At 69.1% G+C, this 15,500-nt stretch carries 12 protein-coding genes; 10 read left to right on the top strand and 2 right to left on the bottom strand.

Features of this window, described 5'->3' with window-relative positions:
- Position 1: 1 nt before the first annotated feature.
- Positions 2-727 carry a phosphonate utilization associated transcriptional regulator gene (locus tag R0232_RS10550; RefSeq protein ID WP_208512020.1) on the bottom strand — a complete coding sequence of 242 codons (726 nt, stop codon included), beginning with the start codon at positions 725-727 and terminating at the stop codon, positions 2-4.
- Positions 728-891: 164 nt separating this feature from the next.
- Here R0232_RS10550 and R0232_RS10545 point away from each other — a divergent pair, with 164 nt between their 5' ends.
- The 6 genes from R0232_RS10545 (at position 892) to R0232_RS10520 (ending at position 10,259) form a co-directional block, all read left to right on the top strand.
- Positions 892-1,926, top strand: a complete 1,035-nt coding sequence (locus R0232_RS10545) for a putative 2-aminoethylphosphonate ABC transporter substrate-binding protein (protein ID WP_371268839.1) — start codon at positions 892-894, stop codon at positions 1,924-1,926.
- A gap of 184 nt (positions 1,927-2,110) precedes the next feature.
- A complete protein-coding gene (locus tag R0232_RS10540) occupies positions 2,111-3,250 on the top strand; it encodes a putative 2-aminoethylphosphonate ABC transporter ATP-binding protein (RefSeq protein ID WP_431512068.1) in 1,140 nt (379 codons plus the stop codon).
- A complete protein-coding gene (locus tag R0232_RS10535) occupies positions 3,247-4,980 on the top strand; it encodes a putative 2-aminoethylphosphonate ABC transporter permease subunit (protein ID WP_203205031.1) in 1,734 nt (577 codons plus the stop codon). Before R0232_RS10540 ends, R0232_RS10535 begins: the two co-directional genes overlap by 4 nt.
- A gap of 46 nt (positions 4,981-5,026) precedes the next feature.
- Positions 5,027-6,157 carry a 2-aminoethylphosphonate--pyruvate transaminase gene (locus R0232_RS10530; RefSeq protein ID WP_431512067.1) on the top strand — a complete coding sequence of 377 codons (1,131 nt, stop codon included), beginning with the start codon at positions 5,027-5,029 and terminating at the stop codon, positions 6,155-6,157.
- Positions 6,158-6,236: 79 nt separating this feature from the next.
- Complete coding sequence (locus R0232_RS10525) at positions 6,237-7,676, top strand: MFS transporter (protein ID WP_431512066.1); 1,440 nt, start codon at positions 6,237-6,239, stop codon at positions 7,674-7,676.
- Positions 7,677-7,913: 237 nt separating this feature from the next.
- Positions 7,914-10,259 carry a hypothetical protein gene (locus R0232_RS10520; protein WP_431512065.1) on the top strand — a complete coding sequence of 782 codons (2,346 nt, stop codon included), beginning with the start codon at positions 7,914-7,916 and terminating at the stop codon, positions 10,257-10,259.
- A 6-nt stretch (positions 10,260-10,265) separates the two neighbouring features.
- On the opposite strand, the gene R0232_RS10515 is transcribed toward R0232_RS10520, so the two are convergent.
- Positions 10,266-11,570 carry an SUMF1/EgtB/PvdO family nonheme iron enzyme gene (locus R0232_RS10515; RefSeq protein ID WP_431512064.1) on the bottom strand — a complete coding sequence of 435 codons (1,305 nt, stop codon included), beginning with the start codon at positions 11,568-11,570 and terminating at the stop codon, positions 10,266-10,268.
- A gap of 177 nt (positions 11,571-11,747) precedes the next feature.
- Here R0232_RS10515 and R0232_RS10510 point away from each other — a divergent pair, with 177 nt between their 5' ends.
- The 4 genes from R0232_RS10510 to R0232_RS10495 all read left to right on the top strand — a co-directional run bounded on the left by R0232_RS10510 (position 11,748) and on the right by R0232_RS10495 (position 15,461).
- Positions 11,748-12,287: a TRAP transporter small permease subunit gene (locus tag R0232_RS10510; RefSeq protein WP_208511215.1), complete on the top strand. Its 540-nt coding sequence runs from the start codon at positions 11,748-11,750 to the stop codon at positions 12,285-12,287.
- Positions 12,288-12,352: 65 nt separating this feature from the next.
- Positions 12,353-13,894, top strand: a complete 1,542-nt coding sequence (locus R0232_RS10505) for a TRAP transporter large permease (protein WP_208511214.1) — start codon at positions 12,353-12,355, stop codon at positions 13,892-13,894.
- Entirely contained in the window at positions 13,891-14,373 is a 483-nt protein-coding gene (locus R0232_RS10500) for a hypothetical protein (protein ID WP_431512063.1), read from the top strand. Before R0232_RS10505 ends, R0232_RS10500 begins: the two co-directional genes overlap by 4 nt.
- A gap of 38 nt (positions 14,374-14,411) precedes the next feature.
- Positions 14,412-15,461 (top strand): hypothetical protein, encoded by a 1,050-nt coding sequence (locus R0232_RS10495; protein ID WP_431512062.1) that lies wholly within the window; start codon positions 14,412-14,414, stop codon positions 15,459-15,461.
- Positions 15,462-15,500: the final 39 nt, after the last annotated feature.

The following is a 15,500-nucleotide window of genomic DNA, read 5'->3' as shown; positions in this document are numbered from 1 at the left end:
TTCAGACTTCCTTTTGGGGTGGGTTGTTCGTGGTGGCGGCTTCGGCACCGGCGCGGCCGAAGGCCTTGTGCATGCGGGCGCGGCTGCCCGCGACGTGCTGGCGCAGCGCGCGGCCCGCGATGTCGGGGTCGCCGCTGGCGATGGCCTCGACGATGTCGCGGTGCTCGTCGGCCGAGACCCGCAGGCCGCCCCCGCTGTCGAGGGCGCGCATGCGGAACAGGTGCAGCTCCTTCACGAGGCGCTTGTAGGTCTCGGTCAGCTTCTTGCTGCCCGCGGTGTCGAGCAGGATCTCGTGGAACTGCAGATTGAGCTGCGCGTACTGCTCCACGTCCTGCGCCTGGGCCGCCGAGCGCATGGCATCGAGCATGGCGCGCAGCCGCTCGACGGCATCGGGCTTGATCGCCAACGCCACGCGGCGGCCGATGATTTCCTCCAGCGCCTCGCGCAGTTCGTAGATCTCGTCGGCCTCCTCGAACGCGATCTCGCGCACGAAGACGCCGCGGTTCTTCTCGTTGCGCACCAGGCCCGCCTCCTCCAGCGCACGCAGCGCTTCGCGGATCGGGCCGCGGCTGGTGTTGAAGCGCTGCGAGAGCTCGCTCTCGTTGATGCGGCTGCCCACCGGGAGCTCGCCCGTCATGATCAATCGCTCGATCTCCTCCTGCATCAGCATCGGCAGCGAGCTGGACTGGAGGAACGCGAGGGCGGAGGAGGGATTGCTGGTGACCATGGAACGCATTCTCCGGCCTCGGATTGAAAACTGTCAACAATTTTTTATTGACAGTCTTAAGTCTGCAATCTACATTGCCTCCACCGGATCCCGGCCGTCAGGCCCCGGACGCCCGCCACTCACCCTTCCGTGACAGCAAGCCCTCTCAGGAGAAACAGATGACGATGAAACCAAGCTCGCGCCGTCTCGCGGCCGTCCTGTGCGCCGCGGCGCTCGGCCTCGCGGCCAGCGGCGCCGCCTGGGCGCAGAAGACCTCGCTCCTGGTCTACACCGCGCTCGAGACCGATGCCATGAAGCTCTACAAGGACGCCTTCGAGAAGGCCAATCCCGACATCGAGGTGAAGTGGGTGCGCGACTCCACCGGCATCGTCACCGCCAAGCTGCTGGCCGAGAAAGCCAATCCGCAGGCCGACGTGGTGGCCGGCCTGGCCGCCAGCAGCCTCGCGCTGCTGCAGCAGGAAGGCATGCTGCTGCCCTACGAGCCCAAGGGCTTCAAGGAACTGAACCCGGCCTACTCCGATGCCGCGCGCCCGCCGGCCTGGGTCGGCATGGACGTCTGGGCCGCCACCATCTGCTTCAACCGGGTCGAGGCCCAGAAGCTCGGCCTGCCCAAGCCCGAGAGCTGGAAGGACCTGGCCAAGCCGGTCTACAAGGGCGCCATCTCGATGCCGCACCCGGCCTCCAGCGGCACCGGCTACCTCGACGTGTCCTCGTGGCTGCAGATGTGGGGCGATGCCGAGGGCTGGAAGTACATGGACGCGCTGCACCAGAACATCGCGCAGTACGTGCACTCGGGCTCCAAGCCCTGCAAGCAGGCCGGCGCGGGCGAGTTCCCGATCGGCATCTCGTTCGAGTTCCGCGCCCACCAGGTCAAGAAGTCGGGCGCGCCGGTCGACCTGATCTTCCCGAAGGAAGGCCTGGGCTGGGACATCGAGGCCACCAGCCTCATGAAGACCAGCACCAAGCTCGAGCAGGCCAGGCGCTTCGCCGACTGGATGGCGAGCAAGGAGGCCAACCAGATCAGCGCGCGCTGGTGGGCCGTGGTGGCCTACCCCGGCGTGGTCTCGAAGCTCGAGGGCATTCCCGACAACTACGAGAAGCTGCTCGCGAAGAACGACCTGAACTGGGCCGCCAAGAACCGCGAACGCATCCTGGCCGAGTGGAGCAAGCGCTACGAGGGCAAGGCCGAAGCTAAATAGGCTCGCCCCCAGGCTGCGCGCACTTCGTGTCGCTTCGCCAACCCCCTACCGGGGGCGACACCGGCGGCCCGGCGGAGCCGGTTCCGCGGTGTCCCGCGAAAAAGTCCGATCGGCCGCTGTCTTTCTGTCCTTCTTCAACCCGCGGAGGCGCGTCCCGCGCGTCCGCCAACGACGAGTGCGAACAATGGATATGACCGACACCCCGTTCATGGCCGGCCGGCGGCCCGCGAGCGGCGCCGCGGCGCTCGAGGTCATCGGGGTCCGCAAGGACTTCGAGACCTTCAGCGCGCTGCGCGACGTGCACCTGCGCGTCAACCCCGGCGAGATGCTGTGCTTCCTCGGCCCCTCGGGCTGCGGCAAGACCACGCTGCTGCGCATCATCGCGGGGCTGGAGACCCAGACCTCGGGCCAGATCCTGCAGAACGGCAAGGACGTCTCGTGGCTGCCGCCCGACCGGCGCGACTACGGCATCGTGTTCCAGTCCTACGCCCTGTTCCCCAACCTCACGATCGCCGAGAACATCGGCTACGGGCTGGTCAACGGCCGCGCCCGGCGCGCCGAGGTCAAGGCGCGCGTCGACGAGCTGCTCAAGCTGGTCGGCCTGCCGACCTCGGGCGCCAAGTACCCGAGCCAGCTCTCGGGCGGCCAGCAGCAGCGCGTGGCCCTGGCGCGCGCGCTCGCCACCCGGCCCGGCCTGCTGCTGCTCGACGAGCCGCTGTCGGCGCTCGACGCGCTCGAGCGCATCCGCCTGCGCGGCGAGATCCGCCGGCTGCAGAAGCAGGTCGGCATCACCACCATCATGGTCACGCACGACCAGGAAGAGGCGCTGTCGATGGCCGACCGCATCGTGGTCATGAACCACGGCGTGATCGAGCAGGTCGGCACGCCGATGGAGGTCTACGAGCAGCCGGCCACGCCCTTCGTGGCGGACTTCGTCGGCAAGGTCAACGTGCTGCGCTCGGTCGCGCTGGGCAACCACCGCTTCCAGGTCGGCGACATGGAGCTGCAGTGCGATGCCTGCGACGGCGCCTTCGAGCCCGGCGAGGCGGTCAACCTCTACCTGCGGCCCGAGGACCGCGCGGTCGAGCACCTGCGCGAGGACACGGCCAACCGGCTGCGCGCCATGGTCACCAAGGTCGAATTCCTCGGCGGCCTGTGCATCGCCGAGGTGACGGCCGACGCGCTGCACGGCCAGACGCTCGGGCTGCACTTCTCGCTCAACCAACTGCACGACCTCGGCATCCGCGAGGGCCACACGGTCGACATCGCGCTGCGCGCCAACCGCATCCGCGCCTTCTCCGCCGCGCGCGCGCCGCAACCATGAACACGCTGGCCCACCCGCTCGCCGCCAAGCCGGCCATCAGCACGCGGCCCGCCCTGCGCTGGAGCCGCGACGAGACCATCGCGCGCGCCGTGCTGTGCGTCGTGATGGCGATGCTGTTCGTGTTCCTGGTCGCGCCGCTGCTCACCATCCTCGCGCACGCGGTGCAGGACAAGGACGGCCGCTTCGTCGGCCTGGCCCACTTCATCACCTACTTCCAGACGCCGAGCCTGCTGCGCGCCGCCTGGAACTCGGTCTGGGTCGCGGCCGCGGTGGTCGCGATCTCGGTGCCCACGGCCTTCGTGTTCGCCTACGCGCTCACGCGCAGCCGCATGCCGGCGCCGCTCAAGGCCGTGTTCCGGCTCATCGCGCTGATCCCGCTGCTGGCGCCCTCGCTGCTGTCGGCGATCTCGTTCGTGCAATGGTTCGGCAACCAGGGCGCGCTCAAGTTCCTGCTGGGCGGCACGTCGATCTACGGCGCGCCCGGGATCATCCTGGCCGAGGTCTACAACACCTTCCCGCATGCGCTGATGATCCTGGTCACTGCCCTGTCGCTGGCCGATGGCCGGCTCTACGAGGCCGCCACCGCGTTGCGCACGCGGCCGTTGCGCCAGTTCATGACCATCACCCTGCCCTCGTGCAAGTACGGCCTGATCAGCGCGGCCACGGTGGTCTTCACCTACGTGGTCAGCGACTTCGGGGCGCCCAAGGTGATCGGCGGCAACTTCAACGTGCTGTCGGTCGACGTCTTCAAGCAGGTGGTCGGGCAGCACAACTTCTCGATCGGCGCGGTGGTCGGCATGCTGCTGCTGCTGCCGTCGATCGTCTCCTTCGTGATCGACTACGTGGTGCGGCGCAAGCTCAAGGCGCAGCTCACGGCGCGCTCGGTGCCCTACAGCCCGAAGCGCCGACGCGTGGCCGACACGCTGCTCACGCTGTTCTGCACCGTGGTCTGCGCCTTCCTGCTGGCCACCATCGGCATGGCGGTCTACACCTCGCTGATCGCGCTGTGGCCCTACGACCAGTCGTTCACGCTCAAGCACTACCACTTCGTACTGGTCGAGAGCGACATGGCCGCGGCCTACGGCAACAGCCTGCTGGTGGCCATGGCCACCGCGGTGGCCGGCTCGCTGATCGTGTTCACGGGCGCCTACCTGATCGAGAAGACGCGCGGCCTGGGCCTGATGCGCAAGGGCATGCACCTGATGGCCGTGCTGTCGATGGCGGTGCCGGGCCTGGTGCTGGGCCTGGGCTACGTGATGTTCTTCAACCATCCGGCCAACCCGCTGAACTTCCTCTACCAGACGATGGCGATCCTGATCGTGTCGATGGTGGTGCACTACTACACCTCGAGCCACCTCACGGCCGTCACCGCGCTCAAGCAGATCGACAACGAGTTCGAGGCCGTCTCGGCCTCGCTCAAGGTGCCGTTCTTCAAGACCTTCCTGCGCGTCACGGTGCCGGTGTGCCTGCCGGCCATCCTCGACATCGGGCGCTACTTCTTCGTGGTGTCGATGGCGAGCCTGTCGTGCGCCATCTTCCTCTACACGCCCGAGACCATCCTCGCCTCGGTCGCGATCATGCACATGGACGACGCCGGCGACATCGGCCCGGCCGCGGCGCTGGCCAGCCTGATCGTGGTCACCTCGACGCTGGTGTGCATCGCCTATGCGCTGCTCACGCGCGTGCTGCTCGCGCGCACGCAGGCCTGGCGCAACCTGGGCCGCGGCTGAGAGCCTGTTCCGCCTTCCTCATTCCCCTTCCCTGCCTGGAGACACCATGAGTCAAGCCCCGCATCCGATCCTGCTCACCCCCGGCCCCCTGACCACGTCCGAGCGCACGCGCCAGGCGATGCTGCGCGACTGGGGATCATGGGACGGCGACTTCAACCAGATCACCGCGCGCATCCGCCGCCAGGTGCTGGAGATCGTGCACGGCACGGGCACGCACGAATGCGTGCCGCTGCAGGGCAGCGGCACCTTCTCGGTCGAGGCCGCCATCGGCACCGTGGTGCCGCGCGACGGCCACGTGCTGGTGCCGAGCAACGGCGCCTACTGCCAGCGCCTCGCGAAGATCTGCAAGGTGCTGGGCCGCAAGCTGACCACCATCGACTACACGGAAGAAAAGCAGATCTCTCCCGCCGACGTGGACCGCGCGCTCGCGGCCGATCCCGGCATCACCCACGTCGCGGTGGTGCACTGCGAGACCGGCGCCGGCGTGCTCAACCCGCTGCACGAGATCGCGCTGGTGGTGGCCAGGCACGGGCGCGGCCTGATCGTCGATGCCATGAGCTCCTTCGGCGCGCTCGAGATCGACGCGCGCAAGACCCCGTTCGATGCCGTGGTCGCGGCTTCGGGCAAGTGCCTCGAGGGCGTGCCGGGCATGGGCTTCGTGATCGTCAGGCGCAGCAGGCTCGAACAATGCGAGGGCCACAGCCCCTCGCTGAGCCTGGACCTGTACGACCAGTGGGTCTACATGGAGAAGACCACGCAGTGGCGCTTCACGCCGCCCACCCACGTGGTGGCCGCGCTCGACACCGCGATCGCGCAGTACGTGGAGGAAGGCGGCCTGGCCGCGCGCGGCGGCCGCTATGCGCGCAACTGCAAGGCGCTGGTGAGCGGGCTGGCCGCGCTGGGCCTGCGCGCCTTCCTCGACCCCGCCATCCAGGCGCCGATCATCGTCACATTCCATGCGCCCGACGATCCGCGCTACGACTTCAAGACCTTCTACAACGAGGTCAAGAAGCGGGGCTACATCCTCTACCCCGGCAAGCTGACGCAGGTGGAGACCTTCCGCGTGGGCTGCATGGGGCACTTCGGCGACGCGGGCATCCCGGGCGCGGTCGCCGCCATCGCCGAGACGCTCGGGGCCATGGGCATCCGGCAGGCATCGGCGGCCGTCGCGGCCTGACCGGGCAGCGCATGGCACCGGCGCATTGCAGCGCCGGTCCTACAAAGCGAGGCACGGCGCGCTTCCCATAATCGTGCGCATGACGGTGCTGCGCAGCGACATCCCCGCCCGCCTCGACCGCCTGCCCTGGTCCCGCTGGCACTGGCGCGTGGTGATCGCCCTCGGCGTGGCCTGGGTGCTCGACGGCCTCGAGGTCACCCTGGTGGGCTCGATCGGCGCCGTGCTCGAACGGCCCGACACGCTCGGGCTCACGGCCGGCGAGATCGGCCTCTCGGGTTCGATCTACGTGGCCGGCGCCGTGCTCGGCGCGCTGCTGTTCGGCCGGCTCACCGACCGGCTCGGACGCAAGAAGCTGTTCCTGGTCACGCTGGTGGTCTACACGCTCGGCACGCTGGCCACGGCCTTCTCTCCCGACTTCGCCTTCTTCGCGCTGTGCCGCTTCGTCACCGGGCTGGGCATCGGCGGCGAGTACGCGGCGATCAACTCGGCCATCGACGAGCTGATCCCCGCGCGCGTGCGCGGCCGCGTCAACCTCGCGATCAACGGCAGCTTCTGGATCGGCGCCGCGCTCGGTGCCGGGCTGAGCCTGGTGCTGCTCGACACGCGCGTGATCGGCCCGGTGTGGGGCTGGCGCGCCGGCTTCGGCCTGGGCGCGGTGCTCGCGGTGGCGATACTGCTGGTGCGGCGCCATGTGCCCGAGAGCCCGCGCTGGCTGATCGCGCATGGCCGCGCCGACGAGGCCAAACGCATCGTCGACGAGATCGAGGCCGAGGTCTCGGCGCAGCACGGCCCGCTGCCCGCGCCGCGCAGTTACGTCGACTACACGGCCGCGCGCCGCGAGAGCCCGCCGATGCGGCAGGTGGCGCGCGTGCTGCTCCAGCACTACCGGCAGCGCAGCGTGGTCGCGCTCGCCTTGATGATCGCGCAGGCCTTCTTCTACAACGCGATCTTCTTCACCTATGCGCTGGTGCTGACGCGCTTCTACGCCGTGCCCGAGGCCAGCGTGGCGCTCTACATCTTCCCGTTCGCGCTCGGCAACGTGCTGGGGCCGCTGCTGCTGGGCCCGCTGTTCGACAGCGTGGGCCGGCGCCGCATGATCGCGCTGACCTATGTGCTCGCGGGCGTGGGGCTGGCCTTCACCGGCTGGGCCTTCATGCAGGGCTGGCTCGACGCGCGCAGCCAGGCGCTGTGCTGGTCGGCCGTGTTCTTCCTCGCCTCGGCCGCCGCGAGCTCGGCCTATCTCACGGTCAGCGAGGTGTTCCCGCTCGAGATGCGCGCGATGGCGATCGCGATCTTCTATGCCATCGGCATGGGCGCGGGCGGCTTCGCGGCACCGGTGCTGTTCGGCCTCTTGATCGAGACCGGCAGCCGCGGCGCGGTGATGGCCGGCTACTGCCTGGCCTCGGTGCTGGTGGTGGTGGCCGGGCTACTGGCCTTGCGCTACGCGGCCGACGCCGAACGCAAGCCGCTCGAGGAAGTGGCGCCGCCGCTGGCCTCCGAGCACGGCGGCGAGCGCTGAGGCGCGCCAAGCGCAGCGCCACACGGTTGCACTAGGAAGGTGCCACGCAAGGGCACGTGAATTGCTTGTGCCCGGCGGTCCGCAGCGCGAGATGCAGGACTCTCACGAACGTCGACACCCGTCTTCGATTCATTGGCTATCGCGATGCCGACATCGCCAGGGGCGAGTCGCGGCCAACGCGAATCACCTCAATCCTTAAGAAATCTTGGGAGAAAGCAAATGAAAAGAAGGCGTTCGATGCGCATGGCGACAGCCTGCGCGATGGTTCTCGTGCTCGCGCTCGCGAGCGGATGCGGTGGTGGCGACGACGGCGTCGCGCTGTCGCTCACGCCGCCGCCGTCCACCTCGACCGCGGACCCCGCGCCGACGATACCCGTGACCCCCGCACCCGATCCACAGGACCCCACGGCGATCGCGCGCTTCACGGCGACGGTGCCGTTCGGCGAGAAGGGAAGCCATGTCGCCTCCGAACAGATCGTCTACGGCTTCGGCACCACCGCGGTCGCCGACCCGCAGTACAAGGAAGTGATCTACACCGTGCCGCTGCAGGGCACGGTGCGCTATCCGGCCAGCGCCGCCAGCGCGCCGGGAACGTCGAAGGTGCAGCCGTCGGCCGGCGGCGGCTACCCGGTGGTGGTGTTCCTGCACGGCATGCACGATGCCTCCGACCTCAACAACGCCAAGGGCTACGACTACCTGCAGAAGGGCCTGGCCGAGAACGGCTACGTGGCCTTCTCCATCGACGCGGGCAAGATCAACGGGCTCAACAACCGCAATGCATCGGACGCCGGCGCGCTCGCGCGCGGCCAGTTGCTGATGACCACGCTGGACCTGCTGCGCGCCGGCAATGCGACGGGCGTGTTCAACGGCATCGCGCTGCCGGAGCTCAAGGGAAAGATGGACCTCGACCGCGTGGGCATCGTCGGCCATTCGCGCGGTGCCGAAGCGGTCGCGTATGCAGTGGAGCTGAACAAGCAGCGCGTGGGCATCAGCTACCAGGATGTGGAGACGGCGCGCCGCAGCCGCGAGGCCGTCGTGCAGGCCGAGGCCGAAAGGGACAAGGCCCAGAAGCGGGTCGACGCCGCCTCCACCGTCGTTTCCGATCTCACCGTGAAGCTGTTCATGGCCAAGGCCATGCTGCAGGCGGCGCAGAGCCAGTCGCCGCCCGCGCCGGCGTCCCTGATCGACTTCCTGACGCAGTCGATCCAGCAATTGCTGAGCGAAACGGCCCAGGCACAAGCCCGGCTCACCGCCGAGCAGGCCGCGCTGGAGGAAGTGAGCGCCAAGTACCGGGACGTGAACTCGTTCTCCCGGATGATCAACGCGGACAGCGAAAAATGGCTCGCGCAGCTCACATCGCCCGAAGCCCTGCGGCAGTCCGGCGTCGTGTTGCCCTCCGCCACCGAAGCACCGCACCGGATCCGCGCCGTCTTCTCGCTGGCACCCATCAATGCCAGGCAGCTCTCGCGCGTGACCCATGTGCCGTTCGCGACCCTGCTGCCCACCTGCGACGGCGATGTCTACACGCTCAACGGCGCGCAGATCTTCGACGACAGCCGCTACACGGCATCCGACGAGAGCGCTCCCAAGTACCAGATCGCGCTGCGCGGCGCCAACCACAATTTCTACAACGCCCACTGGTCCGAGACCGACGATGCCCAAGGAAGGGCCCCGCTCTACTGCAAGGCCGGAAAGATCGAGACGCTGCGCCTGAGCCCGACCGACCAGCGGCGCAATGGCGTGTTCCTGATGGAGTCCTTCCTGCGCTACTTCGTGGGCGACGAGTTCCAGTTCGCGCCCTACTGGAAGGGACAGGCGCCCGTGCCGTCCGCAGGCTGCCCGGTGGGTGAAGCCCGTTGCGACGAGCGCGTGGTGCTGACCATCCATCAGCCCGCGAGCCAGCGCCGATTGCTGCAGAACTTCCGCAGTGCCGATGCGAGCGCGAAGAACGCCAACGGCCTGGCGACCGTTTTCGAGAACTTCGGCAAGGCCGTGCAATGCCAGACCCTGCAGCTCAGCGGCCCGCCGCTGCGCAGCGCGGCATGCACCGATCCCGTGAGCCAGCGTCCGGTCGAGCGCCTGTTCACCGAAGGCGAGAAATACAACCCGTCCTCCTACGACGCCAAGACCCTGCTGATCTGGTCGATCACGGACCAGGCCCAATTGCAGTGGAAAACGGCCGGCCCCACGGTGGCCATCGACACCGGCGATCTTTCGACCCAGGGCTTCGACACGCTGAGCGTGCGCGTCGCCGTGCTGGCGCCGATCGGCCAGGAGGTCGAGATCGCGCTGACCGACACGCAGGGCCGCAAGGCGGCGCTCAGGGGCAGCGACTTCAGCGATGCGCTCTATGGCATCGCGCGCAAGCCCGACGGCGCGATCCCGCTGGTCGACGCGCCCGAGGACGCGCTCTATGCCGACACCGGCACCACGCGGCCGCTGCTGAACATGGTGGCGGTTCCGTTGAAGGCCTTCGCGGTGCACGGGGTGGACCTCGCGCACATCCGGCAGGTGACGCTGCGCTTCCCCAAGGCCTCGGGCAGCGTGGCCGTCACCGACGTCCAGCTGCAGCGGATGAACTGACGCCCGCTACAGCGCGCAGGTCCTGAACCCGAAGAACCCGTCGTCGCGCTGCGGCAGCGCGAAGCCGCGCCGGCGCGCCGAACGCAGGCGCGCGCGCGTGGCGAACGAAGCGCCGCGCAGCACGCGCGCATGGCCGAAGGCCGCGGCGGGATCGAACTCGCCGCCGCCGCTCCACGGATCGGCGCGGTAGCCGGGCCAGGGCTGCAGCGTGCCCGCGGTCCATTCGTGCACGTCGCCCCAGCGGAAGCCGCGGCGCGCCGCGGTGTGGGCCGCGATCTCCCACTCGACCTCGGTCGCGATGCGGCGACCGGCCCAGCGCGCCCAGGCATCGGCCTCCCACCAGCTCAGGTGCACCGCGCTGTGGTGGCCGGCGGCGCGCACGGTGGCGCCGAAGCGCTGCTGCAGCACCGAGCCGCCGGTGGCGCTGCGCGCCGCGCCGATCTGCTCCACGTGGCGCGGCCCGCGCCGGCCCTCGGCCTGCGCGGCCAGCCAGCGCCAGCCCTCGCCGTGCCACAGCTCCTCGCGGTCGTAGCCGCCGTCGTCGACGAATTCGGTGAACTGGTTCCAGGTGACCGGCTGGGCATCGATCTCGAACTCGGGCACGTCGACGCGGTGCGCGCCGCGCTCCTGCGCGAAGGCGAAGCCGGCTTCGTCGCGGCCCAGGCTCCAGCGCGTGGCCGGCAGCGCCAGCGGTTCGCGCACCACGCTCACGGGCGCCTGCTCGATGCCCAACGGCAGCCCGAGGGTCTGCGCCATCACCACGAACTGCTCGCCGCGCAGGTCCTCGTGGAACAGCGCGAGACGGTAGAAGTACAGGCCCGCATCGGTCTCGGCCGCGTGGTCGAGCAGCTCGAGCGTGCTCTCGAGCGTCTCGAGCAGGTAGGCCTTGGTCTGGCCCAGGTCCGGCAACTCGGGCGACCAGCGGCGATCGGGCGCGACCTGGGCCGGGTTCCACCAGTCGTCGGCGCCGGGGTCGATGGCCGCGAGCCGGGTCGGCCGCACCGGGCAGTCGGCACCGAAGGCACGCTGGGTGTTGCGCCCGATCCACCATTCGGCGAACCAGCCGATGTGGCCGGCCAGCCAGACCGGCGGCAGCATGCCCTCCTGCGCCTGCAGCTCGCGCGGCACCGGCAGCGCGGCCGAGCCGAGCGCCTGCTCGTAGAGCGACAGCAGGTGCAGGGTGTGGTTGCGCGCATCGATCAGCGCCAGCGACAGCAGTTCGCGGCCGGCACGGTGCATGTCGGGCGAGTCGATCGAATGCGGCAGGCCCAGGGCGCCTGAGGGAGTCGAGGGCAGCGGGCTGGAAGACATCGGGCGATTATGGGCACCCGCCGGCGGGCGTCGTGGGCGCCGACTCCCGGGTAAACCCGGGCGTCGCGGCCTGGGCGGACGGGGCAATACAAAGGTACACCGCGTTACCATTGCGGGCTTTGCGTCGACCCCACCAGGGCCGGTCGCTATCACCCTGGGCTTTGTGGGAGACACCCCTTGTCTGCATTCCTCAAATTCGCGGCCGGCATGGACTGGATCAGCGAAAAGTTCGGCAAGTTCGCCGGCTACACCGTCCTGGCGGCCTCGCTCATCTCCGCCGCCAACGCACTGGTGCGCTACGGCTTCGACTTCAGCAACAACGCCTTCCTCGAGATCCAGTGGTACCTGTTCGCGGCCACCGTGATGCTCGGTGCGCCCGTGGTGCTGCGCTTCAACGAGCACGTGCGCGTGGACATCATCTACGGCAAGCTCAAGGGCAACGGCCCGGTCTACGTCGACCTGTTCGGCCTGATCTTCTTCCTGCTGCCGGTGATGGGCATGTTCACCTACCTCACCTGGCCCTACTTCTGGAACACCTGGGTCACGGGCGAGATGTCGGGCAACATCGGCGGCCTGGTCCGCTGGCCCGCCGCGCTGCTGATGCCAGTGGGTTTCGCCGCCATGTTCCTGCAGGGCGTGGCGGAAATCGTCAAGCGCATTGCCTACCTGCGTGGGCTCATCGAGATGAACACGCACTACGAGAAGCCGGTGCAGTGAGCGCGCAGCGCCCTCGCCCCGTCACCGTCCCCCTTCTCTGTGTCCCAACGGCAGGATAAGTAGAAATGCACATGGAAAACTTCGCCCCGATCATGTTCGCGGGGCTCGTCGTGATCATGCTGATCGGGTTCCCGGTCGCGTTCTCGCTCTCGGCACTCGGCCTGATCTGCGGCTTCTTCGCGATCGAGATGGGCTGGTTCCCGGCCGGCTTCATGGCCAACCTCCCGCTCAACGTCTTCGGCATCCTGTCGAACGAGACGCTGCTGGCGATCCCCTTCTTCACGCTGATGGGAGCGGTACTGGAGAAATGCGGGCTGGCCGAGGACATGCTCGACTCCATGGGCCAGTTGTTCGGCCCGGTGCGCGGCGGCCTCGGCTACTCGGTGATCATCGTGGGCTTCATCCTCGGCGCCATCACCGGCACGGTGGCGGGCCAGGTGATCGCGATGGCGATGATCTCGCTGCCGGTGATGATGCGCTACGGCTACAACATGCGCTACTCGACCGGCGTGCTCGCCGCCTCGGGAACCATCACGCAGTTGGTGCCGCCCTCGCTGGTGCTGATCGTCATGGCCGACCAGCTCGGCACCGACGTCGGCCAGATGTACAAGGGCGCCTGGGGTCCGTCGATCCTGCAGGTGATCATCTTCGCGATCTACACCTTCCTGATCGGGCGCATCTACCCGAGCTACGTGCCGGGCCTGCCGGCCAGCGCGCGCACGCTCAACGGCTGGGCGCTGTGGGGCAAGTGCCTGCGCGGCATCATTCCCTCGGCGATCCTGATCTTCGCGGTGCTCGGCTCGATGGGCGGCCTGCCGTTCATGGACAAGGCCATCGCCACCCCGACCGAGGCCGGCGCCATGGGCGCGGTCGGCGCGCTGATCCTCGCGCTGGTCCACCGCCGGCTGAACTGGGAACTGCTCAAGGGCGCGATGGAAGGCACGATGCGCCTGACGGCCATGGTGGTGTTCATCCTGATCGGCTCGCGCGTGTTCTCGCTGGTGTTCCAGGGCGTGGACGGCGCCAAGTGGATCGAGCACATGCTCTCGGGCCTGCCGGGCGGCCAGGTCGGCTTCCTGATCGCGGTCAACATCTTCGTCTTCTTCCTCGCGTTCTTCCTCGACTTCTTCGAGATCGCGTTCATCATCCTGCCGCTGCTGGGCCCCGTGGCCCACAAGCTCGGCATCGACATGGTGTGGTTCGGCGTGCTGCTGTGCGTGAACATGCAGACCTCGTTCATGCATCCGCCGTTCGGCTTCGCGCTGTTCTACCTGCGAGGGATCGCCGACACCCTGTTCAAGAACGGGGCGCTGCCCAAGAAGGTGGAGTCGCGCGACATCTACCTGGGCGCCGTGCCCTGGGTCATCATGCAGCTGCTGCTGGTGGCCATCGTGATCTTCTTCCCGCAGACGGTGACCGTGTTCCTCGACAAGGAGAAGGTGGTCGACATCGACAAGGTGATCCTCGAGATGCCGGTGGACGAGCAGTCGAACGCGCCCGACGCCAACGGCGTGAACATGGAAGACCCGTTCGGCAACGAGAAGAAGGACGAGCCGGCCCCGGCGGCCGAGCCCGCGCCGGCGCCCGCCGACGGCGCCAAGCAGTGACGCAGGCCGGCGCCGACGAAGGCGCTGCGCTCGAGAGCGCCGCCTTCCCGCCGCTGCTGCGCACGCTCGCGGTCGTGATCGTCGTCGACCTCTTCGCCATCGCGCTCTGGAGCCTGCCCTCGCTGCGCGAGACCAGTTGGTCGACCTCCAGCCTCGTGGTCTTCGGCCTCGCGGGCCTGTGCGTGGTGTGGGTCGGCTACTGGATCGTCTACAGCCGCACGCGGCTCGAGGGCGACGAACTGGTCCAGACCTGGCTGTGGACCAAGCGCGTGCGCGCGCAGGATGCCTCGCAACTCAAGCTGGTCCATATCCGCATGCTTGAGCGCGTCGTCGCGCCGCGCCTGCTGGTGCGCCGTCGCAATGGCGGCATCACCTGGTTCCATGCCTACGACCCGAAGGTGCTGGTCGCCTTCGGCGAGCAGGTGGCGCTGCGCGCGGTGCCGGCGCGCCCCCCGGCTTCCGACGACAACGGCGCCTGAGTCAGCCTCGCGGCACCCGATGCGGCGAAGATAGCCGCATGCATCCCAGATCCCTTCTCCCGTCGAACGGTGTGCGTTCCTTCGCGGCAGCCCTGTGCCTCGCCGCATCGGCGACCGGCGCCGCGGCCGCCACCGCCGCCGACTGCACGGCATCGGCCGCGCCCGACTGCTACCGCGCCTTCGAGCCGCCGCAAGCGGGCGGCACCTTGCACTACTACGCCTCGCTCGCCCCCGGCACGGGCCCCACGCAAGCGCTCATCGCCATGCACGGCCATCCGCGCGATGCCGGCAAGACCTTCGACGCGGCGCTGCGCACCGTGCGCCAGGCCGGCGCGCTCGAGCGCACGCTGGTGGTCGCGCCGCTGTTCCAGGTCGCGGCCGACAAGGCCGGCAAGTGCAGCAGCGCGGGCGTGCCGGCGGCGCAGGACGGCGACCTGCTGTGGACCTGCGCCTCCTGGCTCGAAGGCGGCCGCGCGGAGAACGGCAATGGCCTGTCCTCGTTCGCGGCCATGGACGCGCTCGTGGCCGAGCTGCACCGGCGCTGGCCCGGCCTGCGCACGGTCACCCTCGCGGGCTTCTCGGCCGGCGCGCAGATGGTGCAGCACTACATCGGCTTCGCGGCCGACCCGCCCGCGGCCTCGCTCGCGCTGCGCTACGTGGTGGCCGACCCCGGCACCTGGCTCTACTTCGACGCGTACCGCCCGTTTCCTCCGGGCGACGCCGCCGCCTGCCCCGCCCTCAACCGCTGGAAGTACGGCACCGAGGGCCTGCCCGCGCACCTGGGCCGCGACGCCGCGCAGGCCCGCGCGCGCTATGCGGCCGCCGACATCCACTACCTGCAGGGCGAGCTCGACACCGGCGAGGGCAAGGGCACGGCCTACCGGGTGCTCGACAAGTCCTGCGCGGCCACCGCGCAAGGCCCCTACCGGCTGCAGCGCGGCCTGGCCTACGCGCAGTACGACCGCACGCTGCTCGCGCCGGCCAAGCGCCGCGAGGTCACGGTGGTGCCCGGCTGCGCGCACGACGTGGCCTGCGTGTTCCCGTCCGAGGCCGCGCGCGCCGTGCTGCTCGGCACGCCCTCCAAATGAAAAAAGCCCCGCCGTTGCCGGCGGGGCTTTCGATACGGA

The sequence above is a fragment of the Variovorax sp. DAIF25 genome (genome assembly GCF_050711835.1).
Classification (GTDB): Bacteria; Pseudomonadota; Gammaproteobacteria; order Burkholderiales; family Burkholderiaceae_C; genus Variovorax.
The sequence above is the reverse complement of the archived record's forward strand: the minus strand, read 5'-3'. Positions and strand labels throughout refer to the sequence as shown.